General features: G+C 69.7%; 24 protein-coding genes. 10 read left to right on the forward strand and 14 right to left on the reverse strand.

What is annotated here, in order from left to right:
* Positions 1-193: 193 nt before the first annotated feature.
* From AC5Y3P_RS05310 to AC5Y3P_RS05325, 4 genes are read right to left on the reverse strand one after another with little or no spacing between them, the layout of a single operon-like run.
* Positions 194-949: a DUF4191 domain-containing protein gene (locus AC5Y3P_RS05310; RefSeq protein WP_500044844.1), complete on the reverse strand. Its 756-nt coding sequence runs from the start codon at positions 947-949 to the stop codon at positions 194-196.
* A gap of 24 nt (positions 950-973) precedes the next feature.
* Complete coding sequence (lipA, locus tag AC5Y3P_RS05315; RefSeq protein ID WP_500044845.1) at positions 974-1,912, reverse strand: lipoyl synthase; 939 nt, start codon at positions 1,910-1,912, stop codon at positions 974-976.
* Positions 1,909-2,604, reverse strand: coding sequence for a lipoyl(octanoyl) transferase LipB (lipB, locus tag AC5Y3P_RS05320; protein WP_500044846.1), 696 nt, complete (start codon positions 2,602-2,604; stop codon positions 1,909-1,911). The genes lipA and lipB overlap by 4 nt, the downstream gene beginning before the upstream one ends.
* Positions 2,605-2,654: 50 nt before the next feature.
* Positions 2,655-3,710 (reverse strand): NAD(P)H-dependent amine dehydrogenase family protein, encoded by a 1,056-nt coding sequence (locus tag AC5Y3P_RS05325; RefSeq protein ID WP_500044847.1) that lies wholly within the window; start codon positions 3,708-3,710, stop codon positions 2,655-2,657.
* Between the two features lie 156 nt (positions 3,711-3,866).
* Here AC5Y3P_RS05325 and AC5Y3P_RS05330 point away from each other — a divergent pair, with 156 nt between their 5' ends.
* Positions 3,867-4,940 carry an NAD(P)H-dependent amine dehydrogenase family protein gene (locus AC5Y3P_RS05330; RefSeq protein WP_500044848.1) on the forward strand — a complete coding sequence of 358 codons (1,074 nt, stop codon included), beginning with the start codon at positions 3,867-3,869 and terminating at the stop codon, positions 4,938-4,940.
* 40 nt (positions 4,941-4,980) lie between these two features.
* On the opposite strand, the gene AC5Y3P_RS05335 is transcribed toward AC5Y3P_RS05330, so the two are convergent.
* Both AC5Y3P_RS05335 and sucB read right to left on the reverse strand, forming a co-directional pair.
* Positions 4,981-5,886 (reverse strand): TIGR01777 family oxidoreductase, encoded by a 906-nt coding sequence (locus AC5Y3P_RS05335; RefSeq protein WP_500044849.1) that lies wholly within the window; start codon positions 5,884-5,886, stop codon positions 4,981-4,983.
* Between the two features lie 3 nt (positions 5,887-5,889).
* The gene (sucB, locus tag AC5Y3P_RS05340) at positions 5,890-7,656 is read right to left on the reverse strand and encodes a 2-oxoglutarate dehydrogenase, E2 component, dihydrolipoamide succinyltransferase (protein ID WP_500044850.1); all 1,767 of its coding nucleotides are present in this window, start codon (positions 7,654-7,656) and stop codon (positions 5,890-5,892) included.
* A 167-nt stretch (positions 7,657-7,823) separates the two neighbouring features.
* On the opposite strand from sucB, the gene AC5Y3P_RS05345 reads away from it, so the two are divergent.
* Both AC5Y3P_RS05345 and AC5Y3P_RS05350 read left to right on the forward strand, forming a co-directional pair.
* Positions 7,824-8,147, forward strand: coding sequence for an oxidoreductase (locus AC5Y3P_RS05345; RefSeq protein ID WP_500044851.1), 324 nt, complete (start codon positions 7,824-7,826; stop codon positions 8,145-8,147).
* A 3-nt stretch (positions 8,148-8,150) separates the two neighbouring features.
* On the forward strand, positions 8,151-9,875 hold the full coding sequence (locus AC5Y3P_RS05350) for an SDR family oxidoreductase (protein WP_500044852.1): 1,725 nt from the start codon (positions 8,151-8,153) through the stop codon (positions 9,873-9,875).
* Here the strand turns inward: AC5Y3P_RS05350 and AC5Y3P_RS05355 are convergent.
* Together AC5Y3P_RS05355 and AC5Y3P_RS05360 are read right to left on the reverse strand one after the other, a co-directional pair.
* Positions 9,872-10,606 carry an alpha/beta fold hydrolase gene (locus AC5Y3P_RS05355; RefSeq protein WP_500044853.1) on the reverse strand — a complete coding sequence of 245 codons (735 nt, stop codon included), beginning with the start codon at positions 10,604-10,606 and terminating at the stop codon, positions 9,872-9,874. The genes AC5Y3P_RS05350 and AC5Y3P_RS05355 overlap by 4 nt on opposite strands.
* Complete coding sequence (locus AC5Y3P_RS05360) at positions 10,599-12,128, reverse strand: leucyl aminopeptidase (RefSeq protein WP_500044854.1); 1,530 nt, start codon at positions 12,126-12,128, stop codon at positions 10,599-10,601. The genes AC5Y3P_RS05355 and AC5Y3P_RS05360 overlap by 8 nt, the downstream gene beginning before the upstream one ends.
* Before the next feature lie 45 nt (positions 12,129-12,173).
* On the opposite strand from AC5Y3P_RS05360, the gene gcvT reads away from it, so the two are divergent.
* Both gcvT and AC5Y3P_RS05370 read left to right on the forward strand, forming a co-directional pair.
* The gene (gcvT, locus tag AC5Y3P_RS05365) at positions 12,174-13,280 is read left to right on the forward strand and encodes a glycine cleavage system aminomethyltransferase GcvT (protein ID WP_500044855.1); all 1,107 of its coding nucleotides are present in this window, start codon (positions 12,174-12,176) and stop codon (positions 13,278-13,280) included.
* A 31-nt stretch (positions 13,281-13,311) separates the two neighbouring features.
* On the forward strand, positions 13,312-14,415 hold the full coding sequence (locus AC5Y3P_RS05370) for a branched-chain amino acid aminotransferase (protein ID WP_500044856.1): 1,104 nt from the start codon (positions 13,312-13,314) through the stop codon (positions 14,413-14,415).
* Here the strand turns inward: AC5Y3P_RS05370 and AC5Y3P_RS05375 are convergent.
* The 4 genes from AC5Y3P_RS05375 to AC5Y3P_RS05390 are packed head-to-tail and all read right to left on the reverse strand — an operon-like array spanning position 14,412 to position 17,395.
* Positions 14,412-15,140 carry an adenosylcobinamide-GDP ribazoletransferase gene (locus tag AC5Y3P_RS05375; protein WP_500044857.1) on the reverse strand — a complete coding sequence of 243 codons (729 nt, stop codon included), beginning with the start codon at positions 15,138-15,140 and terminating at the stop codon, positions 14,412-14,414. The two genes, AC5Y3P_RS05370 and AC5Y3P_RS05375, sit on opposite strands and share 4 nt — an antisense overlap.
* Positions 15,137-16,168 carry a nicotinate-nucleotide--dimethylbenzimidazole phosphoribosyltransferase gene (gene cobT, locus AC5Y3P_RS05380; RefSeq protein ID WP_500044987.1) on the reverse strand — a complete coding sequence of 344 codons (1,032 nt, stop codon included), beginning with the start codon at positions 16,166-16,168 and terminating at the stop codon, positions 15,137-15,139. Before cobT ends, AC5Y3P_RS05375 begins: the two co-directional genes overlap by 4 nt.
* A 23-nt stretch (positions 16,169-16,191) precedes the next feature.
* On the reverse strand, positions 16,192-16,722 hold the full coding sequence (locus tag AC5Y3P_RS05385; RefSeq protein ID WP_500044858.1) for a bifunctional adenosylcobinamide kinase/adenosylcobinamide-phosphate guanylyltransferase: 531 nt from the start codon (positions 16,720-16,722) through the stop codon (positions 16,192-16,194).
* Positions 16,723-16,729: 7 nt separating this feature from the next.
* The gene (locus AC5Y3P_RS05390; protein ID WP_500044859.1) at positions 16,730-17,395 is read right to left on the reverse strand and encodes a DUF3043 domain-containing protein; all 666 of its coding nucleotides are present in this window, start codon (positions 17,393-17,395) and stop codon (positions 16,730-16,732) included.
* Positions 17,396-17,461: 66 nt separating this feature from the next.
* Here AC5Y3P_RS05390 and AC5Y3P_RS05395 point away from each other — a divergent pair, with 66 nt between their 5' ends.
* Entirely contained in the window at positions 17,462-18,538 is a 1,077-nt protein-coding gene (locus tag AC5Y3P_RS05395; RefSeq protein WP_500044860.1) for a glycerate kinase family protein, read from the forward strand.
* 80 nt (positions 18,539-18,618) lie between these two features.
* On the forward strand, positions 18,619-18,975 hold the full coding sequence (locus tag AC5Y3P_RS05400; protein ID WP_500044861.1) for a HesB/IscA family protein: 357 nt from the start codon (positions 18,619-18,621) through the stop codon (positions 18,973-18,975).
* Between the two features lie 37 nt (positions 18,976-19,012).
* On the opposite strand, the gene AC5Y3P_RS05405 is transcribed toward AC5Y3P_RS05400, so the two are convergent.
* The gene (locus AC5Y3P_RS05405) at positions 19,013-19,648 is read right to left on the reverse strand and encodes an Rv0361 family membrane protein (RefSeq protein ID WP_500044862.1); all 636 of its coding nucleotides are present in this window, start codon (positions 19,646-19,648) and stop codon (positions 19,013-19,015) included.
* Between the two features lie 212 nt (positions 19,649-19,860).
* On the opposite strand from AC5Y3P_RS05405, the gene AC5Y3P_RS05410 reads away from it, so the two are divergent.
* On the forward strand, positions 19,861-20,835 hold the full coding sequence (locus AC5Y3P_RS05410; protein WP_500044863.1) for a carbohydrate kinase family protein: 975 nt from the start codon (positions 19,861-19,863) through the stop codon (positions 20,833-20,835).
* Here the strand turns inward: AC5Y3P_RS05410 and asnB are convergent.
* Positions 20,832-22,763 carry an asparagine synthase (glutamine-hydrolyzing) gene (gene asnB / locus AC5Y3P_RS05415; protein ID WP_500044864.1) on the reverse strand — a complete coding sequence of 644 codons (1,932 nt, stop codon included), beginning with the start codon at positions 22,761-22,763 and terminating at the stop codon, positions 20,832-20,834. The genes AC5Y3P_RS05410 and asnB overlap by 4 nt on opposite strands.
* Positions 22,764-23,003: 240 nt before the next feature.
* On the opposite strand from asnB, the gene ctaC reads away from it, so the two are divergent.
* Positions 23,004-24,077, forward strand: coding sequence for an aa3-type cytochrome oxidase subunit II (ctaC, locus tag AC5Y3P_RS05420; RefSeq protein WP_500044865.1), 1,074 nt, complete (start codon positions 23,004-23,006; stop codon positions 24,075-24,077).
* Between the two features lie 10 nt (positions 24,078-24,087).
* Positions 24,088-24,507, forward strand: a complete 420-nt coding sequence (locus AC5Y3P_RS05425; RefSeq protein ID WP_500044866.1) for a cytochrome c oxidase subunit 4 — start codon at positions 24,088-24,090, stop codon at positions 24,505-24,507.
* The last annotated feature ends 54 nt before the right edge of the window (positions 24,508-24,561 follow it).

The following is a 24,561-nucleotide window of genomic DNA, read 5'->3' on the forward strand; positions in this document are numbered from 1 at the left end:
TGCCGTACCTCGGGCGGTCTCGGGTGAGGAATGCCGTACCTCGGGCGGTCTCGAGTGAGGAATGACGTAGCTGGACCGGTGTCGAGTGAGGAATGTCGTATCTGGACGGCTGCTGGGTGAGGAGTGACGTACCTCGGGCCGGTGTCGAGTGAGGAATCAGGGGCGGTAGCCGTAGGCCGACCGGCGCCAGGCCCTACCGACGTCGCGCGCTGCGCTGGACGTTGCGCACCTTGGCCTGGGTGGGCAACGGCCCCTTGGGCATCGCCGCGGCCGGACCGAGTTTGCTGCCCAAGGCCACGAGCTTGGATTCCAGCGTGTCGATCTGCTTGACGTTGATGTTGGCCGGCAACCGGTTGAGGTGTCGTTCCAGCTTGGCGAGCGGGACCTCGTCCTCGCCGGCGCCGACGATGACGTCGTAGATGGGCACGTCGCCGACCAAGCGCGCGGTGCGCTTCTTCTCCTGGGCCAGCAGCGGCTTGACCCGCGACGCGGAGCCCTCGGCGACAAAGATCACCCCGGGCCGGCCGATCACGCGGTGCACGGCGTCGAAGTTGCCGGTGACGGCCACTCCCGGCGTGACCCGCCACTTGCCGCGCAGGTTGTCCAACGCCCAGGCCGCTGCACCGGCTTGGCCTTCGGCCTTCTGATACACCGACTTCTGGGCGCGGCGGCCGAAGATGATGAACGCCACCAGCGCGCCCAGGATCACACCCAGCACCGGCATCAGGTAGATCTGCAGACCACCCATCCAGATGCCCGCGGCCGTCGACAATCCGACGATCAGCACGAAGGCCAGGATCATGTAGGGCAGCAGCCGCTTGTCTTCCTTGCGCTGCATCTGGAAGGCCTGCCACAGCTGACTGCGCCGCTGTTTGGCGGCGGCCTTACGGGCCGCCTTCGCCTCGGCCTTGGCCGCCTTGAGCTCGGCGGGCGTACGGGTTTTCGCCATGCACCAAGGATACGGTGGCGGCGCTCAGGGTTTTGCGGCGGCGGTGCGGGCCTCGACCGCCTGCGCGTACAACCGACCCGCCTGGTAGGACGAACGCACCAGCGGTCCGGCCAGCACCCCGGCAAAGCCAAGTTCCTCGGCGAACTTGGCGAGTTCGACGAACTCATCGGGTTTGACCCAGCGTTCCACCGGATGATGGCGCGCCGACGGCCGCAGGTACTGCGTGATGGTGACCAGGTCGCAGCCGGCCGAGTGCAGATCGCGCAGCGCGTCTTGCACTTCATCGATGGTTTCGCCCATCCCCAGGATCAGGTTGGACTTCGTCACCAGGCCGTAGTCGCGCGCCGCGGTGAGCACGTCGAGGCTGCGCTGATAGCGGAACGCCGGCCGGATCCGCTTGAAGATCCGCGGCACCGTCTCCAGGTTGTGCGCCAGCACCTCCGGACGGGTCTCGAACACCGTCTCGAGTTGGTCGGCGTGCCCGTTGAAGTCGGGAATCAGCAATTCGACGCCGGTGTTCGGGTTCAGCGCCTTGATCTGTCGCACCGTCGCGGCGTAGAGCCAAGCGCCACCGTCGGGCAGATCGTCGCGGGCCACGCCGGTGACCGTGGAGTAGCGCAGGCCCATCGCCTGCACGCTCTCGGCGACCCGGCGCGGTTCGTCACGGTCCAGATCGGCGGGTTTGCCGGTGTCGATCTGGCAGAAGTCGCAGCGCCGCGTGCACTGTTCACCGCCGATCAAGAAGGTGGCCTCGCGGTCCTCCCAACATTCGTAGATGTTGGGGCAGCCTGCTTCTTCGCACACCGTGTGCAGGCCTTCGCGGCGGACCAGTGACTTCAGTTCGGTGTATTCCGGGCCCATCTTGGCTCGGGTCTTGATCCACGGCGGCTTGCGTTCGATCGGGGTTTGCGCGTTGCGTACTTCCAGACGCAGCAGCTTTCGGGCCCCGGGATCGACAGTCACCCCTGTGATGGTACCCGGGTCGGTGCGTGCTCGCGGACTTCGAGGTGCCCGTCGAGAGCGGCGCAGACCGCGTCGGCCACCTGTTCGCGAACGTCGTCGACGCCGATCCGGCGGCCGAGTTCGGCGGAAAGGGACGTGACGCCGGCGTCGGCGATGCCGCACGGCACGATCCGCCCGAAGGCGCCCAGATCGCAATCGCAGTTCAACGCGAAGCCGTGCAGGGTGACCGCGCGGGTCACCCGGATCCCGACCGCGCCGAGCTTGCGTTCCGGGCGCAGCTCGTCGGCGGGCAGCCACACCCCGGAGCGGCCGTCCACCCGGATGGCGTCCAGTCCGAATCCGGCGCACACCTCGATCAGTGCTTCCTCCAGCCGCCGCACGAAGTTCACCACGTCCAGCGGTTCAGCCAGGCCGATGATCGGATAGCCGACCAGCTGACCGGGGCCGTGCCAGGTGATCTTGCCGCCGCGGTCGGTGTCCACCACCGGCGTGCCGTCGACCGGACGTTCGTGCGGTTCGGTGCGCCGCCCGGCGGTGTAGACGCTGGGATGTTCGAGCAGCAGCAGCGTGTCGGGCCCGCCGGCGGCCCGGGCTTCGGCCAGTTCGCGCTGCAGATCCCAGGCCGCCTGGTAGTCCAGCACGTCGAGTTCGCGGACGACCAGCGGTGCGCTCGAGGCCCGGATCGAGGTCATGGGTCGACCGTACCTGGATCAGCGTCGCAGCCGGCGGCGGATCAGCTCGATCAGCGCACCAGCCCGCGGGGCCGGACCAGGCCGAGGTCGAGATGGTTGCACCAGCCCGGGGCCGCTTCGCAGACGTCGGGGATCGCGTTGATCGCGGCCATCGCGGTCCAGGTGTAGCCGGGATGCTTCATGGTGCCGTCGTCGCGGCGCACACCCTTGAGGGTGAGTTCGGTGGGCGGATCACCCTCGACCACGATGCGGTACCGCGTCTCGCCCCAATCCCACTGTGGGTCAAGGTCTTCCGGCGATCCAATCAGGTAGATGGGGTGGTAGGTGATCAGTTCGCGGCCCTGAGACCACGCGCTCCAGCGGTGCTTCTGTGCCGCGACGGTGCCCTTGGGGATGACGCCCTCGGCATACGGGATGTCCCGGGCGGCCGCCGCGCATTCGACCTCGGCGGCGGTGACCTCGTCGATCTGCACGCCCAGGCCGTCAGCGACCAGGTACATCGACTGTGCGAACAACGGCACAGCCATGCCCAGGATGGTCGGCTCGGTGCGGAACTTCTCCGGGTCCTTGCCGAAGCCCATCCAGTCGACGTGGTCGAGTGGGGCATCGGCCAGCACGTCGACCACCTCGTAGACGTCGATCCGGTCGATCCGGCTCATCACCCGCGCCAGGGTCAGCGGCAGAAGGTCGCCGGCATACCCGGGGTGGATGCCGGCGCCGTGCAGCGACGTGCCACCGTCGGCGCAGGCCGCCGCGACGGCCGCGGCGGGTGCGGCGAAGTCCGGCGACGGGTGATAGAAGCCGCTGGTGGTGACGACGTTCTTGCCAGAGCGCAGCAGTCGGCACACGGTCTCGACGTCCATCAGCAGCGGTGTGTAGAACACCACGTCGGCGTCAGTGGCGATGATCGCCTCGACGTCGTCGGTGGCGATCACGCCGGTGTCGGGGATGCCGGCGAGGGCACCGGCGTCCTTGCCCACCTTGTCGGCGCTGTGCACCAGCACCCCGACCAGGTCGTAGACCGGGTTCTCGGTGAAGTGTCGGATGCCCACCTGCCCGACGTCTCCGGTCATCCACTGCACGACGCGGTAGGGCCGCTGCGTCATAGGAAGCCTCCTGAAATCTTTCCCGTCGGGTTTACAGTAAAGCGCATCCACGAGCCGCTGTGGGCAGGCAGAGTGGAACTCGGCGATGCGATGTGCATCGCCGCGGCCTCGGCATGGTGGCCGCCGGATTCACGAACTAGGAACGGATCTCACGCGATGCGCAGAGTCGTGCAGTTCTCCACGGGCAATGTCGGTCGGCATTCGCTGGCGGCCATCATCGGCCGACCCGACCTGGAATTGGTGGGGGTGCACGCGTCCGGTCCGGACAAGATCGGCAAGGACGCCGCCGAACTGTGCGGCCTCGGGCAACCGACCGGGGTGATCGCCACCGGCGACATCGAGGAGTTGATCGCGCTGCGGCCGGACTGCGTGCTCTACACCGCGCTGGGCGAGACCCGGCCGATGGAGGCTCTGGCCGACATGACGAAGCTGTTGGCGGCGGGCATCAACGTGGTCGGCACGTCGATGGTGTGGCTGGTGGCGCCGCACCACGCCGACGACTGGCTGCGGGTGCCCTTGGAGGAGGCGTGTGCAGCCGGCAACTCGTCGCTGTACATCAACGGCATCGACCCGGGCTACTCCAGCGACACCGCGGTGTACGGCGCGCTGAGTTTGGTGACCCGCGCGCGATCGGTGACCGTGCAGGAGATTTTCGATTACGGCAACTACGACGACTTCGAATACACCGGAACCGCAATGGGATTCGGCAGCACTCCGGACGACCAGACCCCGCTGGCGTTCCAGCCGGGCGTGGTGGTCTCGATGTTCGGTGGCCTGGTGCGCAACATCGCCACGCAGCTCGGTGTCGAACTCGACGAGGTGCGCCAGCGCTTCGAGCCCTGGTACACCGACGAGCGCATCGAGTGCGTGATGACCACCGTCGAGCCCGGCCAGCTGGCCGCCGTGCGGTTCGCGGCCGAGGGTGTGCGCAACGGTGCGCCGGTCATCACCGTCGAGCACGTCAACCGGCTGACCCCGGCGTCCGGACCGGACTGGCAGTACCCGCCGGAGGGTATGCCGGGTGTGCACAAGGTGATCATCGAGGGCGAACCGCGCATCGAGATCCAGACCAGCCTGTCGCATCCCACGCTGGACGTCACCGAAGCGGGCTGCCTGTCGACGGCGGCGCGCGCGGTCAACGCGATCGACTGGGTGTGCCGCGCCCCGGCGGGCCTGATCGCCGTCGACGCCATCCCGCCGACCGAGATGGTGCGCGGCCTGATGTGGTGAGTGCGCTCGCCGGGCCGAGTTCGATCCCCGCCGGGACGGCTCAGCTCGGTCGGCTGGTGGCGTAGGCCAAGGCCTCGCCGATGGTGTTGTGCCGGAACTCGAAGCCGGCGCGTTCCAGCACGGCCGGGATGGCGCGCTGCCCGGCCAGCAGCCCCTCCTCGGCGAACTCGCCGAACGCCAGCTTGGCGGCGAAGCTCGGGATGAACACGAACGACGGCCGGTGCAGCGTCTTGGCCAGCGCGTCGGTGAATTCGGCGTTGGTCACCGGGGCCGGTCCGGTCAGGTTCACCGGTCCGGCCAGGCGGTCGTCGGACAGCGCGAACTGCAACGCACGGACCTCGTCGTCGAGGGTGATCCACGGCTGATACTGCCGGCCGTTGCCGATCCGCGCGCCCAGTCCGGCCGCGAACAGCGGACGCAGCCGGGCCAGCATGCCACCGGTGCGGGACAGCACAAGTCCGGTGCGGGCCAACACCACGCGGGCTCCGGCATCGGCTGCCGGTGCGGTGGCGGCCTCCCAGTCTGCGCACAGCGTGGCCAGGAAACCCGTACCGACCGGATCGGATTCGTCGACCGTGCGGGCTCCGGTGTCGCCGTAGAAGCCGACCGCGCTGGCGTTGACCAGGACCGGCACACCGGTGTCGGCGATGGCCTGGGCCAGCACCTCGGTGGGGTCGATCCGGCTGTCGCGCAGGCTCTGCTTGTAGGCACCCGACCAGCGGCCGCCGCCGACGCTGACGCCGCACAGGTTGACCACCGCGTCGACGCCGTCCAGGGTGGCCGGGTCGAGTTCGCCGGTCGCGGGGTTCCAGTGCCGCTCATCCGGGTTCGACGGTGCGCGCCGAACCAGCCGCAGCACCCGGTGACCGTCGGCGCGCAGCGCCGAACTCAGCGCCGAACCGATCAGACCCGAGGAGCCCGCGATGGCGACCGTCGAGGAGGCCATGACTTACAGCCCCAGGTCGGCCTCGAATGCACCTTCCTCGAGGCGCTTACGAACCGTGGTGAGGAACCGACCGGCGTCCGCGCCGTCGATCAACCGATGGTCATAGGTCAGCGGCAGGTAGCAGATCGAACGGACGCCGATCGACTCGTTGCCGTTCTCGTCGACCACGACCCGGGGTCGCTTGACGATCGCGCCGGTGCCCAGCATCGCGGCCTGCGGCGGCACCAGGATCGGCGTGTCGAACAGCGCGCCCTGGCTACCGATGTTGGTGATGGTGAAGGTGCCGCCGGCCAACTCGTCGGGACGCAGGTTGCCCGAGCGGGCGCGGTCGGCGATGTCGTGGATGGCGCGCGCCAAACCGCCCAGCGACAGGTCGCCGGCGTTGTGCACGACGGGGGAGAGCAGACCCTGTTCGGTGTCCACCGCGAAGCCGAGGTGCTCGGCGTCGAAGTAGGTGATCTCCTTGGACTCTTCGTTGTAGCTGGCGTTGATGTTCGGGTGCGCCTTGAGCGCGTCGATCACCGCGCGTGCAATGAACGGCAGGTAGGTCAGGTTGACGCCCTCGCGCTCGGTGAACCCGGCCTTGGCCTTGGCCCGCAGCGCCACGATCTTGGTCATGTCGACCTCGTGGGTCTGGGTCAGCTGCGCGGTGGTCTGCAGCGATTCCCGGGTCTTCTTGGCCGTGATCTGCCGGATCCGGTTGGCCTTCTGGGTGGTGCCGCGCAGATGCGCCAGCGGGCTCGGGGCCGACGGTGCCGCAGCAGCAGCCGGGGCGGCCGGGGCAGCCGAAGCGGCCGGGGCGGCCGGGGCAGCTGCCGGAGCCGGGGCCTTCTTGGCTTCCGCAGCGGCCAGCACGTCCTGCTTGCGGATGCGGCCACCGATGCCGGTGCCCTGCACGGTGCTCAGGTCGACGTCGTTGTCCGCGGCCAACTTTCGGACCAGCGGCGTGACGTACGGGGTGTCCCCGGAGGCCGCGGGTTGCGCGGCCGGTTCGGGCTTGGGTTCCGGTTTCGGTTCGGGCTTGGGCTCCGGCTTGGCCTCGGCGACCGGTTCGGGCTTGGGTTCGGGCTTCGGCTCCGGTTTGGGTTCCGGCTTGGGTTCGGGCTTGGGCTCCGGTTTGGGCTCGGGCTTGGGTTCCGGAGCGGCTGCGGCCTGCGCGTCACCGATCTTGGCCAGCTCGCCGCCGACCTCGACGGTGTCGTCCTCTTCGGCGCTGATCGACAGCAACGTGCCGGCCACCGGCGACGGGATCTCGGTGTCGACCTTGTCGGTGGACACCTCGACCAGCGGCTCGTCGACCTCGACCGAGTCGCCGACCTTCTTCAGCCAGCGGGTCACGGTGCCCTCGGTGACCGATTCGCCCAGCTCCGGCATCAGCACCGGGGTGCCGTCGCCGCCGCCCGACGACTGCGCGGCCGGTTCGGCCGGCGCTTCCTCGGGAACCTGCGGTTCGGCCGGCTGCTCGGCCTGCTCGACCTCGGGCTCGGCCTGCTCGGCCTCGGTGGCGTCCGGGGAGTCCGCGGGTGCCTCACCGGCGTCGCCGATCACGGCGAGTTCGCCGCCGACCTCGACGGTGTCGTCTTCCTGCGCGATGATCTTGGTCAGCACACCGCCGGCAGGTGCCGGGATCTCGGTGTCGACCTTGTCGGTGGAAACCTCGAGCAAAGGCTCGTCGACTTCGACGGTGTCGCCCTCCTGCTTGAGCCAGCGGGTAACAGTCCCTTCGGTCACGCTCTCACCGAGTGCGGGCATCGTTACGGAGACGGCCATGTCAATTGACTCCTCGAAGGTCAGTCATCACGGGTCGAACTCTGGCTTACCACAGCGGCGCGCCTGCGGGTGGGCGTCCAGGGCGGTCTGTCCGACTCCATCCTGTCACTGATCGGGCTGGGCCATGAACCCGGGCCAACCGCGATGATTCTGGCACTATCGAATTCATGGGTTGGTTGGACAGGTTCCGTTCCCGCAGTAGCGGAACCGAGGTACGCGCAATGCGGGAGTGGATGGCGCAGCGAACCGGGGTCGAGGCCTTCGTCGAACCGAAGACCACGGTCACCGACGTCACCGTGGTGCTGGTGGCCGCCGACGGCGAATGGACCCGCCGCACCGTCGGCGAAGCCGGCGCCCGCAAGCTGTCCGATCAGTTGCGCATCCCGGTGTACGACGTGCAGAAGACCGGATACCCGCAGCGCATGCGGGACTTCGACAACCGTCGGCGGATCCAGCGCAAACGTGCGCTGCGCGAGGAACTCGGAGGCTGACACGTGCAGTTCGTCGACAGCAGCGACGGGGTTCGGATCGCGGTGTACGAGGAAGGCAATCCGGACGGGCCGCCGCTGGTGTTGGCGCACGGCTGGCCGGATTCGCATGCGCTGTGGGACGGCGTGGTGCCGCTGCTGGCGGATCGATTCCGGCTGATCCGATACGACGGTCGGGGCGCGGGCAACTCGACGGTCCCCAAGCCGGTGCGGGCCTACCGGATGGACCGGTTGGCCGACGACTTCGCGGCCGTCATCGCCGCCTGCAGCCCGGATGCGCCGGTGCACGTGCTGGCCCACGACTGGGGCTCGGTGTCGATCTGGGAGTACCTGCACCGCCCGGGCGCCGACCAGCGGGTGGCGTCGTTCACCTCGGTCGCCGGTCCCAGCGGCGACCACTACAGCGCGTTCATCCGGGCCGGGCTGGCCCGGCCGTACCGGCCCGTGCAGTTCGCCCGCGCGGTAGGCCTGGCGGCGCGGTTCAGCTACTGGCTGCCGTTCTCGGTGCCGGTGCTGGCCCCGGCGCTGATGCGGCGCGGCTTGGCACGCCGGATGCAGGCGCTGGACTCGGCCGGCGCGCCCAAGTACCGCGGCGAGAACTTCGACGACGACGCCGCCAACCTGCTCAAGATCTATCCCGCGCTGGTCAGTTCGATGCGCACGGTGCGGCGCGACCACTACGTCTCGGTGCCGGTGCAGGTGGTCACCGGCGAGCACGACCTGGTGGTGCGCGATTACGGGCTGACCGAGGAAGCCCGCTGGACCCCGCGGCTGTGGCGCCGGGTGCTGCCCGCCGGGCACTGGATGCCGATGTCGCACGCCCCGGCGCTGGCGCAGATGGTGATCGAGCTCGTCGAGCACCTCGACGGCGCGCCGCAGGCCCGGGCGTTGGCCCGCGCGCAGGTCGGCGCAACCGGCGGTGCGTTCGGCCACACCCTGGTGTCGGTGACCGGCGCGGGCAGCGGCATCGGGCGGGCCACCGCGCTGGCGTTCGCCGCCGAGGGCGCCGAACTGGTGGTCAGCGACATCGACGAGGCCGCCGCCAAGGCGACCGCGGCGGCCATCGCCGACGCCGGCGGCCTCGCGCACGCCTACCGGCTCGACGTCGCCGACTCGGGCGCGGTCGAGGAGTTCGCCGAGCAGGTGTGCGCGGTCCACGGCGTGCCCGACGTGGTGGTCAACAACGCCGGGATCGGTCAAGCCGGCGCGTTTTTGGACACCCCGCCCGAACAGTGGGAGCGGGTGCTCGACGTCAACCTCGGCGGTGTGGTCAACGGGTGCCGTGCGTTCGCCACCCGGATGGTGCAGCGCGGCACCGGCGGTCACATCGTGAACGTGGCGTCGATGGCGGCCTACGCACCCCTGGGCACGATGAGCGCCTACTGCACGTCCAAGGCTGCGGTGTATATGTTCTCTGACTGTCTGCGCGCTGAATTGTCCAGCGCTGCAATAGGTGTGACGACGATCTGCCCCGGCGTGATCGACACCGACATCGTCAACTCGACGCGCTTCGACCTGCCCGAGGAGCTGATCGAGTCGGCCCGCGACCGGGGCCGGGAGATGTTCACCAAACGGCGCTACGGCCCGGAGAAGGTGGCCGCGGCCATCCTGGCGTCGGTCCAGCGGGACACGCCGATCCGGCCGGTGACACCCGAGGCCTACGCGGTCTACGGCTTGTCGCGGGTGCTGCCCGCAGCATTGCGCCGGGCCGCGCGGACCAATCCGTTCTAGAACGCCCGGCGGATCAGGTCGGCGAACTGCTCCGGTGCGCTGCGGTGCGCGAAGTGGTCCGCCCCGGGCAGCGTCACCAGTTCGAAATCGTCGATCTGCGAACGCAAGTAGTCGATCGGCGTGGCGATCAGATCGTTGGCGCCGGCGCCGTAGATCACCCGGGCGCTGACCTGCGCCAGGTCGAATGGCGGCTGCGCACCGCGGATCGACCGTTCCTCGGCCAGGAACGGTCCGGTCTTGGCCCGCCAGCGGTCCTGCGCCTCGGCACTGGCCGCGGTGAACCGATCCCCGAGCAGCACCTCCAGTGCGGTGCCGGCGGGATCGTCGGAGGCGAACACCGCACGCATCGCGGCGTCCGGCCAGCCCGGAGCCCAGGCCGGCACACTCTCGTAGCAGACCACCGCCGACACCAGCTCCGGCGCCTGCGCAGCCGCGCCCAAGGCGTTCAACCCGCCGAACGAATGCCCGACCAGCACCGCCGGGCGCCCGTCGAGCACCGCGATGATGTCGTCGATGTGGGTGTCGATGCCGACCGGCTGATCGGTCAGCCCCGCCGAGGCGCCGTAACCGCGCCGGTCATAGGCCTCGATGTGACACTCGTCGGCCAACAGTTCGGCGACCGGCGCAATGGACCGGCCCCGGTCCATCACGCCGTGCACGAACACCACGCGCTGCGGGCCGTGCCCCCAGATCTCGGTGGTCGGCGCCGCGGCCGTGGCGCCGTCAGCCATTGGCGGCGATGTCCTCCAGCACCGCGAACATGGTGCGGGTCGGCACGCCGGTGCCGCCCTTGGGGGTGTAGCCCCACGGGCCGCTGGTGTTGTAGGACGGGCCGGCCACGTCGATGTGCACCCAATCGACGCCGTCGGCGACGAACTCACCGAGGTACACCCCGGCGACCAGCATGCCGGCGAAGCGCTGGCTGCTGACGTTGGCCAGGTCGGCGACGGTCGACTTGAGGTCATCTTTGAGTTCGGCGGGAAGCGGCATGGCCCAACCGTTTTCGCCGGCCTCCTGGGACAGCCGGGCCACCCGGTCGCGGAACTCGTCGGAGCCCATCACACCGGGGATGCGCGCGCCCAGCGCGACGGTCTGCGCGCCGGTCAGCGTCGAGGTCTCGATCAGATAGTCGGGCTCGTCCTCGCAGGCCCGCACGATCGCGTCGGCCAGGATCAGCCGGCCCTCGGCGTCGGTGTTGAGCACCTCGACGGTGGTGCCGCCGTACTGGGTCAGGACGTCGCCGGGGCGCTGCGCGGTCGACGATGGCATGTTCTCGGCCATCGGCACGGTGGCGATCACGTCCACCGGCAGCTTCAACTGCGCGGCCAGCGCGACCGTGGCGATCACCGCTGCCGCACCGCCCATGTCGGAGGTCATGTGATGCATCGAGGCGGCCGGCTTGATCGAGATGCCACCGGTGTCGAACGTGACGCCCTTGCCGACCAGCGCCACGGTCTTGGCGTCGGCGCGACCGGAGCGGTGGATCAACCGGACCAGCCGCGGCGGGCGCGACGAGCCCTTCCCGACACCCACGATGCCGCCGTAGCCGGCCTTCTCCAGTGCCTTGCGGCCCAACACCTCGACCTCGAGGCCGACCTGTTCCCCCAACTTCTTTGCGCGCTTGGCGAATTCGGCCGGGAACAGGTGGCTCGGCGGGGTGTTGACGAAGTCGCGGGCGGTGGCCACCGCGGTCGCCACCGCGGCTGCCCGGGCCGCGGTGTCCTTGGCGCCCTTGGCGCTCGACAGCGCCGTGATGGTGCGCAGCCCGGCGGTCTTGGGTGCGGTCTTGTCGGAGCGGAACTCTTCGAACTTGTAGGAGCCCAGGATCAGACCCTCGACGGCGCCGGCCAGATCCAGCTCGGACAGCGTGGTCAGCGCCTCTTCGGTGCCGTTCAGCGCGCGCCCGGCCGCACCGGCGGCCTTGCGGATCAGGTCGGTGGGCCACTCGTCGCGCGGCTTGCCCAGCCCGACGGCCAACACACTGGCCACCGGCAGCGACGGTGCCAGCACCCGGGTCACCTGCTCGGCGCCGGCCTTGGCGCCCAGGGCGTTGAGTGCGGCCTCGATCTCGGCGGTGGCTTCGGCGGTCAGGAACGTGCTGGGTGCCACCGTCACGGTGGTGGTGCCGTTCTTGCCGTCGGTGTCCTCGGGGCTGACGATGCCGACGATCAGCACCGAAGCGTCGCTGCCGCGTTTGGGCAGCGAGGTGGCGACGGAGACGGACGGGGACTGATGGCCAGGTGCGGTGCTCACGTCAACACCATATCGGCGTCGCCGCGGACGACTAGGGTGACGGCCGTGACTGAATCGAGCGCCGAACTGCAGCACGGCCCACTGGAACAGCGGCACCGCGATCTCGGCGCCAGCTTCGCCGAGTTCGGCGGCTGGCTGATGCCGGTGGCTTACGCGGGCACCGTCGGTGAACACACCGCCACCCGCTCGGCGGTCGGACTGTTCGACGTCAGCCACCTCGGCAAGGCCATGGTGCGCGGGCCGGGGGCGGCGGAGTTCATCAACGCCACCTTGACCAACGACTTGACCCGGATCGGGCCCGGCAAGGCGCAGTACACGCTGTGCTGCACGCCGGACGGCGGCGTGATCGACGACCTGATCGTCTACTACGTCGCCGACGACGAGATCTTCCTGGTACCCAACGCGGCCAACACCGCCGCGGTGGTCGAGGCGCTCAGCGCCGCTGCGCCCGAAGGCATCAGCGTCACCGACGAACACCGCTCCCGCGCCGTGCTGGCGGTGCAGGGGCCGCGCTCGGCCGACGTGCTGGGCAAGCTGGGCGTGCCCACCGACATGGACTACATGGGCTATGCCGACGCCACCGCGGCCGGTGTGCCGGTCCGGGTGTGCCGCACCGGCTACACCGGCGAACAGGGCTATGAGTTGCTGCCGGCCTGGGACGACGCCGAACCGGTGTTCGACGCGCTGCTGGCCGAGGTCACCGCGGCCGGGGGCCAACCGGCAGGCCTGGGCGCCCGGGACACGCTGCGCACCGAGATGGGCTACCCGCTGCACGGGCACGAGTTGTCGCTGGATATCTCGCCGCTGCAGGCGCGCTGCGGCTGGGCGATCGGCTGGCGCAAACCTGCGTTCTGGGGCCGCGAGGCGCTGCTGGCCGAGAAGGAAGCCGGCCCGAAGCGGGTGGTGCGTGGGCTGCGCGCGGTCGATCGCGGCGTGCTGCGCGCCGAGTTGAGCGTGCTCGACGGCGACACCCAGGTGGGAGTGACGACGTCGGGGACGTTCTCGCCGACCCTGAAGGTCGGGATCGCGTTGGCGTTGATCGACACCGCAGCCGGGATCGAGGACGGCCAACGGGTGGCGGTCGATGTGCGGGGCCGCCGGATCGAGTGCGAGGTGGTCAAGCCGCCGTTCGTCGAGGTACGCACCCGGTAATTCGATGGCGGCCCGGTTATACAATCGCTGCATGACCGACGGCCCGCTCGAGTTTTCGCTTGCCCGCAATCCGAACCCGGCGAGCGACCAGGTAAGGGCCGACATCCTGCGCGAACCCGGCTTCGGCCGGTACCACACCGACCACATGGTCTCGATCGACTACCGCGACGGCGGCTGGCGCGATGCGCAGGTGCTGCCGTACGGACCGATCGAACTGGACCCGTCGGCGATCGTGCTGCACTACGCGCAGGAGATCTTCGAAGGACTCAAGGCCTACCGGTGGAACGACGGTTCGATCGTGTCGTTCCGGCCGGAAGCCAACGCGGCCCGACTGCAGAGTTCGGCGCGCCGGTTGGCCATCCCGGAACTGTCCACCGAGCTGTTCCTGGAGTCGCTGCGCCAGCTGATCGCCGTGGACGAGCAGTGGGTGCCGCCGGCCGGTGGTGAGGAGTCGCTGTACCTGCGGCCGTTCATCTTCGCCACCGAACCCGGACTGGGGGTGCGGCCCGCCGACGAGTACCGCTACCTGGTGATCGGCTCGCCGGCCGGGGCCTACTTCAAGGGCGGCATCAAACCGGTCAGCGTGTGGCTGTCCACCGAGTACGTCCGGGCCAGCCCGGGCGGCACCGGTGCGGCCAAGTTCGGCGGCAACTATGCGGCGTCGCTGCTGGCGCAGGCCGAAGCGAGTGAGCACGGCTGCGATCAGGTGGTGTGGCTGGACGCGATCGAGCGCCGCTACGTCGAAGAGATGGGCGGGATGAACCTGTTCTTCGTGTTCGGCAGTGGTGGGTCGGCGCGGCTGGTCACCCCCGAACTGTCCGGTTCGCTGCTGCCCGGCATCACCCGAGATTCGCTGCTGCAGTTGGCCACCGACGCCGGCTTCGCGATCGAGGAACGCAAGATCGACGTCGAGGAATGGCGCAAGGGCGCGGCCTCCGGCGAGATCACCGAGGTGTTCGCGTGCGGTACCGCCGCGGTGATCACCCCGGTTTCGGTGGTCAAACACGGCGACGGTGAATTCACCATCGCCGACGGCGAGCCCGGCGAGGTCACCATGGCGTTGCGCGACACCCTGACCGGGATCCAGCGTGGCACCTTCGCCGACACCCACGGCTGGATGCATCGGCTCGGTTAGCCGCCGGCCGCCAACCCGAGCAGGCACAGCGTCGTGGTCAACTCCACGGCCGCGCCCAGCACGTCACCGGTGATGCCGCCGAATCGGCGCACACAATGGCGCACCACCAGCACCGTGATCAGCAGTGCGCCCAGCACCACCGTCGGGCCCTGCCAGGGGCGCGGGCCGGCGAACACCGCGGCGCCGGCTACTGCCAGGGCCCACAGGACGGGCACCCACAGCGGTTGACTGCCGGCCACCAACGCGCCCAACGAACTGCCCGGTGCGGCCGGCACGCCGCGGCGCGCGGCGAACAGCACCGCCACCCGGCCCGCGGCCACCGCGGTCAGCACGGCCAGCCCGCCCACCGCACTGAAAGCCAAGGCCTGCAGCACAATCGCGACCACCACCGCGGCCACCCCGAACGCACCGCTGCTGCCGTCGCGCATCACCGTCAGCGCCCGTTCGGGCGGCCCGTAGCAACCCAGGCCGTCGACCGTGTCGGCCAACCCGTCGATGTGCAGTCCGCGGGTGCACAACAGCAGCACGGTCACCGCCAACACCCCGGGCAGCAGGCTGCCCGCACCGAACAGCGCCTGCCCGCCGGCCACCGCGGCGGCGGCCAGGGCGCCCAACGCGACCCCGACCACCGGCAGCGCAGTCAGCGTGCCCCGACCGATCGGGGTGCGGCTGCGTATCGGCAGCACCGTGGCGAAACCGAAAGCCGAAGCCAGCGAACCGATCACGGCCGCGGCCCGGCCGAGATCCCAGCGGAGTCGAAGGTGGCCATCGAAGCCAGGGTGGCCACCGCGGCGCGCAGCACACCGAGCGCGACGGCGGCGCCGGTGCCTTCGCCGAGCCGCATGCCCAGATCCAGGATCGGCTCGAGTTCCAACTGGGCCAGCGCCAGGTCGTGCGCGGGCTCGGCTGAGCGGTGCCCGGCCCGCCACCACGCGCGGGCACCGGGGGCCCACTGGTCGGCGACCAGCGCGGCCGCCGTCACCACCAGGCCGTCCAGCAGCACCGGGGTGCGGCGCAGCGCCGCCTGGGCCAGGAAGCCGGTGATCGCGGCCAGGTCGGCGCCGCCGGCCACGGCCAGCAGCGCCACCGGATCCCGGCGGGCCGGGTGTGCGCGGTAGAGCGCGTCCCGCACCGCGGCGGTCTTGCGCATCCAGCCGGTGTCGTCGATCCCGGTGCCGCGGCCGACCGCAACCACCGGCTCGGTGTTGGTCAGCGCGCAGATCAAAACCGTTGCCGGCGTGGTGTTCCCGATGCCCATGTCGCCGGCGATCAGCAGGTCGGCGCCCGCGTCGATCTCCTCGTCGGCGATCCGCCGGCCGGCCGCCAGCGCTGCGCGGGTCTCATCCGGACTCAGCGCATCGGCCACGGCGATGTCGCCGCTGGACCGGCGCACCTTGTGCGCGCCGATCGCGGGGGACAGCGCTTCGGCGTCCACGGCCATGTCCACCACCCGCACGCCGGCGTCGACGACCTGCGCCAGCACGTTGATCGCGGCACCGCCGGCGTCGATGTTGGCCACCATCTGCGCGGTCACCTCGGCCGGGAACGCCGACACCCCGGCAGCCGCCACGCCGTGATCGGCGGCGAACACCACGATCCGGGCCCGCTCGAATTGCTTTGGCGGACACTGACCTTGGCAGGCCGAAAGCCACACCGACAGGTCCTCGAGCCGGCCCAGCGCGCCGGGCGGTTTGGTCAACTGCAGCTGACGCTCGCGGGCGGCGCCGGCGGCCAACGCATCCGGTGCCGGCATGTCGCTCAGTTCGGTGAACTCGCTCACGCCGACCCACCCGTCTTGACCGGCACCGGGATTCCGGCCACCACCAACACCACCTCGTCGCACACCGCGGCCAGGCGTTGGTTGCACCAGCCCAACTGGTCGGCGAACTGGCGGCCGGACGCGGTGGCCGGCACCACGGTCAACCCGACCTCCGGGCTGACCAGCACCAGCGGGGCGGCGAAAGCCGTGACGGCCGCGGCCAACTCGTCGACCTCGTCGCGCACCTCACCGCCGGACCAGCCGTCGGCGCGGTCCATGGCGGCGACCAGCCAGTTGCCGACGTCGTCGACCAGGGTGGGGACGGCGGCGTCGCGCAGCGCGGCAGCGACCTCGACGGTCTCGACGGTCTGCCAATGCTGCGGACGACGGCCGCGGTGCGCGGCGATCCGGGCCGCGAAATCGGCGTCCTGCCCACCGCGTCCGGTCGCGATGTAGCGCACCGGGGTCGCGCCCGCCGCGCGGGTGACCGCGTCCTCGGCCCAGCCAGACTTGCCCGACCGGATGCCGCCGAGCACCAAGGTGCGCATCGCTGCGTCAGTCGATGCTGTCGCCGGGTTTGACCTGCGGGCGCGGTGCGCGCATCCGGCGCAGCTGCGAGGCCCGCATGGCGGCGTAGAAGCCCAGCCGCAGCCGGCCTTCGCTGTGCTCTCCGAACTTCAGGTCGACGGCCTTGTTGGCCCGGCGGCCCACCACGATCCCGTCGCCGATCATGAACAGCATCATGATCAGCATGGCCGGGGAGAAGTAGAGCTGCAGCTGCGGTGTCGAGAAGCTGACCAGGATCAGCAGGAATGCGACCGGGATGAACAGCCCGAGCAGGAATCGGCGGGAGTCCACCCAGTCCCGCACATAGCGGCGCACCGGGCCCCGGTCGCGGTCGGTCAGGTACTTCTCGTCGCCGGCCATCATGCGTTCGCGGCTCTCGGCCATCCGCGCCCTGCGCTCGGCGCTGGCGGCCTTGCGCTCCTCGCGGCTGAGCTTCGGACCCTTCATGGCCTTGCGTCGGGCGCGCGCCTCGGCGGCCGTCATCGGCGCCGGCGCCACCGGTCCGCGGCGGCCCTGATCACGCTTGGGGGTGGGCCGGCCCTTCGGCGCGGTGGCCTTCGGGCCCGGCTCGTCGATCGCCTGCGACGGCACGTCCTGTACGTCTTCGGCGGGTTCCTTCTCTGAATCTCCGCCCTTGCGGCCCAGCAACTTCACGCTGCCAGGTTACCGGTGTCGGTCGCGGCCGCTGCGCCCCGGCGGGCCCGGCCGTACGCTGCACGGATGGCCGACCTGCAGGTGCTGATCGCGCCGGACTGCTTTGGCGACAGCCTGACCGCGGTGCAGGCCGCGCGGGCGATCGCCGCGGGTTGGCGCGCGGTGCGTCCGGGCGACCGGCTGACCCTGGCGCCACAGTCCGACGGCGGACCCGGATTCGTCGAGGTGCTGGCGTCCCGGCTCGGTGAGTTTCACCACACCGCGGTGTCCGGGCCGCTGCAGCGCACGGTGACCGCGCGCTGGGTGTTCGATCCGGTCACCGCGACGGCCTATCTGGAGGCGGCCCATGCCTGCGGGCTGTCGCTGCTGGGTGGCCCGCCCAGCACGACGACGGCGCTGGCCGCGCACAGCCGCGGGGTGGGGGAGTTGATCGCGGCCGCGCTGCGGGTCGGCGCGAGGCGCATCGTGGTGGGTCTGGGCGGCAGCGCCTGCACCGACGGCGGTCGGGGCCTGGTCGCCGCGCTCGGTGGGCTGGCCGCCGCCCGAGCGGCGCTGGCGCCGGTAGGGCTGATCGCGGCATCCGACGTCGAGCACCCGCTGCTGGGCCCGATGGGCGCGGCCCGGGTGTTCGGTCCGCAGAAGGGCGCCGACGCCGACACCGTGGCGCGGCTCGAACGGCGGCTCGCCGAATGGGGTGCTGAGCTGGATGAATTCGCCGCGACGGCGGTCAGTGCGCAACCCGGAGCCGGCGCGGCCGGCGGGATCGGCGCCGCGCTGCTGGCGCTGGGCGCGCACCGCGAATCCGGCGCCGACGTCGTCGCCCGACACACCGGGCTGGCCGACGACATCGCTGCAGCGGACCTCATCATCACCGGTGAGGGCCGCTTCGACGACCAGTCACTGCACGGCAAGGTGGTCAGCGCGCTGGCCCGCGGGGCGCAGCCGCGCGGTACACCGGTGCTGGTGCTGGCCGGCCAGGTGCAGCTGGACCGGCAGGCCTGCCGGGCTGCCGGGATCGCCGCTGCGCACTCGCTGGCCGAACTCACCGGATCGGTGCAGCGCGCCATCGACGACGCGGAGGCGGCGCTGACCGGTTTGGCGCGGCAGGTGGCGGCCGAGGTGGGACTGTCACTTCGGGAATAGCGCCGATTAGAGGTACCGTTGATTGGCGTGGGTGTTTCCCACCGTGAGGCACCCCCGAATGGCTATCAAAGGGAGAGGCAATGACTGTTCAGGACGAGTCGGCCACCACCACGCACGGCGTGACCCTGAGCGACGCGGCGGCCGAGAAGGCCAAGTCGTTGCTCGACCAGGAGGGCCGCGACGACCTGGCTCTGCGGATCGCCGTGCAGCCGGGCGGCTGCGCCGGCCTGCGCTACAACCTGTACTTCGATGACCGTTCGCTCGACGGTGACCTGACCGCCGAGTTCGGCGGCGTCAACCTGACCGTCGACCGGATGAGCGCGCCCTACGTGCAAGGCGCGGTCATCGACTTCGTCGACACCATCGAGAAGCAGGGCTTCACGATCGACAACCCGAACGCCACGGGTTCGTGCGCCTGCGGCGACTCGTTCAACTGACGCACCGGCTTTGACCCGACGACGAACCGTCGTCGGGTCAAAACGTGCCTACGGTCCGCATCACGTAGGAGCAGACCAGGATCTCGCCGTCGTGCGCGAGCAACTGCGCCACACCTTGGCGCTGGGTCGGTGTGGCAGCCGAACCGACCGGGGTGATGTCCATGGTGAACAGCACCTGAACGCTGTTCGGCGCGGAGAACACCATCTGGTCGATCGAGGTGACCTCGGCGCGCACCCACTGCTTCTGGAAGGCGTCGCTGGACATCGCGGCCAGGGCGTCGTCGGCGCGCCGGTCGCGCACCCCGTCGTAGAGCCCGCACAGCACATTGCGTGAGATGACCTGCAGATCGGCATCGGCCAGCGCGTCCAGGTAGCTCTGGATCGACGATTGCGCACTCGCGGCATCCAAGGTGAGCGCGGTGCTCGTACCCTCTTCGCCACGCATCGCCAGCGCGGTCGCGGTCACGATGGCGGCGACCACCGCCACGGTTGCCAGCGCGATCGCCACGATCCGGACCCGGGAGCGGCGGTGGTAGTCCACTTTCGGCAGCGGCCCGGTGGTTTCGGCGTCGAACGGGTAGGGGACCGGGTCGAACGGAACCGGCTCGGCAGCCGTGCCCTCGACCGGACCGCTGCCTTCGAGGCCGTGGTGCGGCGGATTGGGCCCGGCCATGGTTCCTCTCCCGGTCGTCGAGCGAATCATGAACACCGACGGATGACTGTCAGGCCATGGCTGCTAACGGTTTTGCACCATTGCACCGTACCCGCGCCGCCTCGGCTGACGTCTGTTACGCAGGTTAGCGCACGCGGGGGCGGCACAGCGGGGTCGTCAGCCTTGGGTAGTGTTTCGCCAGCCAAGCTTACGAACAACGGATGAGGCCTTTCGTGACGATTGCGGTAACCGGTTCCATCGCTACCGACCACCTGATGCGGTTCCCCAGCCGCTTCTCCGAACAGTTGCTGGCCGAGCACCTGCAGAAGGTGTCGCTGAGCTTCCTGGTCGACGACCTGGTGGTGCACCGCGGTGGCGTGGCCGGCAACATGGCCTACGCGATCGGCGTGCTCGGCGGTGACGCGACGCTGATCGGGGCGGCCGGAACCGATTTCGCCGACTACCGGCAGTGGTTGGAGGCGGCCGGGGTGAACTGCCGGCACGTGCTGCAGTCCACGACCGCGCACACCGCGCGTTTCGTCTGCACCACCGACCAGGACATGGCGCAGATCGCGTCGTTCTACCCGGGCGCGATGTCGGAGGCCCGCAACATCTCACTGGCCGACGTGGTGGCCGCCGACGGCGCCCCGGAACTGGTGATCATCGGCGCCAACGACCCCGAGGCGATGTTCGTGCACACCGAGGAGTGCCGGAAACTGGGTCTGGCGTTCGCCGCCGACCCGTCCCAGCAGTTGGCCCGGCTGTCCGGTGACGAGATCAAGCGGCTGATCTCCGGCGCGGCGATCCTGTTCACCAACGACTACGAGTGGGACCTGCTGCTGAGCAAGTCGGGGCTGACCGAAGCCGAGGTGATGGCCCAGATCGGGCTGCGGATCACCACCTTGGGCGCCGACGGCGTCAACATCGTCGAACCGGACGGCAGCACCATCCACGTCGGCGTCGTCCCCGAGACCGCGCAGGTGGACCCGACCGGCGTCGGCGACGCCTTCCGGGCCGGCTTCCTGACCGGGCGCAGCGCGGGCCTGAACCTGGAGCGCAGCGCGCAGCTGGGTTCGTTGGTGGCCGTGCTGGTGCTGGAGACCAACGGCACCCAGCAGTGGACCTGGGACCGGGACGCGGGCCTGGTCCGCCTCGAAGGCGCCTACGGCGTCGAGGCGGCCCGCGAGATCGGCACCGCGCTCGCCTAGAGCTCGACCGGGTAGGTCGGCTCGCTGATCTGCGGTGTGATGGTCTGCTCGATGAAGATCGCGTGCCACAGCATGAAGATCAGCACGGTCCACAGCCGCCGGCTGTGGTCCACCGCGCCGGTGCGGTGCTGCTCGAGCATCTGACGTACCGCGGCCCGGTCGATCAACGCGTCGGCCTGCGAGTCGTCGATCATCTGCTGGGCCCAGTCCAACAGCTCACCGGACCGCAGCCAGTGCCGGATCGGCACCGGGAAGCCCAGCTTGGCGCGGTGCAGCACATGGCCGGGTACCACCGACTCCAGTGCCCGGCGGAGCGCGTACTTGGTGGTGGTGCGGGTGATCTTCTGCTCCAGCGGCAGCCGGGAAGCCACCGCGAACACCTCGGGATCCAGGAACGGCACCCGCAATTCCAGCGAGTTGGCCATGGTCATCTTGTCCGCCTTGACCAAGATGTCACCGCGCAACCAGGTGAACAGGTCGATGTGCTGCATCCGGGCCACCGGATCCCAGCCGACCGATTCGGCGTAGATCGGCCCGGTGACGTCGGTGTGCGTCCAGTCGGCCCGGAAGCCGGGCAGCACCGCGCGCAGCTGCGCGTCGTTGAAGCTGCGGGCGTTGCCGTAGTAGCGCTGCTCCAGGGTGAGCGAACCGCGGTGCAGCAGGCTCTTGCCGCGCATGCCTTCCGGCAGCGGGCCCGACATCTTGCCGACCGTGCGGCGCAAGCGCTTGGGCAGGTAGTCGAACGCCCGCAGCGAGACCGGTTCGCGGTAGATGGTGTAGCCGCCGAACAACTCGTCGGCGCCCTCCCCGGACAACACCACCTTGACGTGCTTGCGGGCCTCGCGGGCGATGAAGAACAGCGGGACCAGAGCCGGGTCGGCCACCGGTTCGTCGAGATACCAGACGATCTCGGGTAGCGCGTCGACGAACTCGGCCTGGCTGACCACCTTGGTGACGTGCCGGGCGCCGATCGCCTCGGCCGAGGCGACCGCAACGTCGACCTCGGAGAAGCCTTCCCGCTCGAAACCCGTGGTGAAGGTGATCAGCCGCGGGTTGTGCCGGATCGCGAGTGCGGCGATCGCGGTCGAGTCGATGCCGCCGGACAAGAACGCGCCCACGGTCACGTCGGCGCGCATGTGCTTGGCCACCGAATCCTCGAGCACCGCGGTGATCTCGTCGTAGCGGGCTTGTTCGGCGCCGGCGCGGAAGGCCACCGCCTTGAACTGCGGTGTGAAGTAGCGGGTGATCTCCGGCGGCTGGCCGGGGGCGATCCGGGCGTAGCAGCCCGATTCCAGCCGGCGCACCCCGTTGTGCAGGGTTTCCGGCTCCGGGACGTACTGCAGCACGGTGTAGTGCTGCACAGCGCGCTCGTCGATCGAAGTGTCGAAACCGACCTGTTCGGCCAGGTCCATCAGACATTTCTTCTCGCTGCCCAGCACGCTGCCGTGCGCGCCGGTGGCCAGGTACAGCGGTTTGATGCCGAACGGGTCGCGGGCGGCGAACATCTGCCGGGTGGCGGTGTCCCAGATCACGAACGCGAACATGCCGCGCAGCTTGTTCAGCGCGTCGGCGCCCCAGTGGTGGTAGGCCGCGACGATCGCCTCGCTGTCGCCTTCGGTGTGGAAGACGGCACCGAACTGGCTGGTCAGCTCGTCACGCAGTTCCAGGTAGTTGTAGATCTCACCGTTGAACACCAGCACGTAGCGGTCCGGTGCGTCCGGCGGGCCCCAGCGCAGCGGCTGGTGGCTGTGCGCGATGTCGATGATCGAGAGCCGGTTGAAGCCCAGCACCGCCAGCTCATCCGACCAGGTGCCGGGCTCATCCGGGCCGCGGTGGCGCATCAGGTGCGAGGCACCGGCGACGGATTCGACGAGTTCTGCGGTGACGGACCGGTCCGGGTCACACACCAGCGCAAGCAGTCCGCACATCGGGCCAAAGTATGCCACCGACGCGGTGCCGGGCGCGTCCGGCGTGCTCGCGGGCCTGTCGAGCGCGGCCGGAGCCGCCCAAACACCCGCCGAGGGCGGCTGAAACACCGCGACGCGGGCCTCGGATCGGGAGGTGTGTCGAGCTTGGTGTGAGGGCGTGGTCTACGCTGCGTAGTATTCGATTCGCGCCGCGTGCGCGCAGTGGATTCGTGCAGGGCAACACATACAGGAGGCGCCGACGTGAAAAGCCGCGGGCTGGCCTTGACCGGGGCCGATTCGAAGGGCCGTTCGCGTTGGACCAGCAAGGTCGCTTTGGCGGCCATGTTGGGCGCGCTGGCCGTCACGATGAGCGGCTGCAGCTGGAAGGATGTCATCGGCCTGGGTTGGCCCAAGGGCATCACCCCGGAGGCGCACGCCAACTACGACCTGTGGATCTACTCGGTGGTCGCGGCCTTCGTGGTCGGCGGCATCGTCTACGTGCTGCTGTTCTGGACCACCATGTTCCACCGCAAGAAGGACACCGACACCGAGCTGCCGCGTCAGTTCGGCTACAACATGCCGCTGGAGCTGGCGCTGACGGTGATCCCGTTCCTGATCATCTCGGTGCTGTTCTACTTCACCGTGGTGGTGCAGGAGAAGATCGAGAGCCTCGAGACGGATCCCGAGGTCGTCATCGATGTCACCGCGTTCCAGTGGAACTGGAAGTTCGGCTACCAGTCGGTGAACTACGCCGACGGGTCGTTCAGCTACGAGGGCCTCGACGAAGAGCGCAAGGCCGCCATGGTGTCGGCGCCCGAGGGCGTCGACGAGCACGGCAAGGAGCAGCGCGGTGCCATCCACGGCAAGGACCCCGAGGACCGCTCGTACCTGAACTACAACGAGATCGAGACGCTGGGCACCAGCGAGGAGATCCCGGTGCTGGTGTTGCCGGAGGGCAAGCCGGTCCGCTTCGTGCTGGCCTCGTCCGACGTGATCCACTCGTTCTGGGTGCCGGAGTTCCTGTTCAAGCGTGACGTGATGCCGGACCCGGAGGCCAACCACTCCAAGAACGTCTTCCAGGTCAGCGAGATCCAGCTGCCCGAGGGCCAGAGCAGCGGCGCCTTCGTCGGCCGGTGCGCGGAGATGTGCGGCACCTACCACGCCATGATGAACTTCGAGGTCCGGGTGGTGAACCCGGTGCTGTTCCAGCGCTACATCGAGTTCCGGCAGGGCGCGGACGGCATGACCAACGCTGAAGCCCTCAAGGCGATCGGTGAAGAGCCGCTGGCCACCACGACCAAACCGTTCGAGACCCGCCGCACGGCGACCAGGTAGGGGTTAAGACATGCATATCGAAGCCCGGCTGTTCGAGATCCTGACCGCGTTCTTCGCGGTCGCCGCGATCGCCTACGGCGTGCTGACCCATCTGTTCGCGGTCGGCGGCATCGAGTGGGCAGGCACCACCGCGCTGGTGCTGTCTGGTGGTCTGTCGTTGATCATCGGCACCTTCTTCCGGTTCGTCGCGCGCCGCCTGGACACCCGCCCGGAGGACTACGAGGACGCCGAGATCAGCGACGGCGCAGGCGAACTGGGCTTCTACGCGCCGCACAGCTGGTGGCCGATCGTGATCGCGCTGGCCGCCTCGGTCACCGCGGTCGGCCTGGCGCTGTGGCATCCGTGGCTGTTCGTCTCGGGCATCGTGATGATCATCTGCGCGGTCGCCGGCCTGGTCTTCGAGTACTACCTCGGGCCCGAGAAGCACTGATCGCAGCTGCGGGTCCGGCATCGTCCAAGGTCACGATCACGGCGCGACTCGGCG

It is taken from the genome of Mycobacterium sp. NGS45, assembly GCF_059812645.1.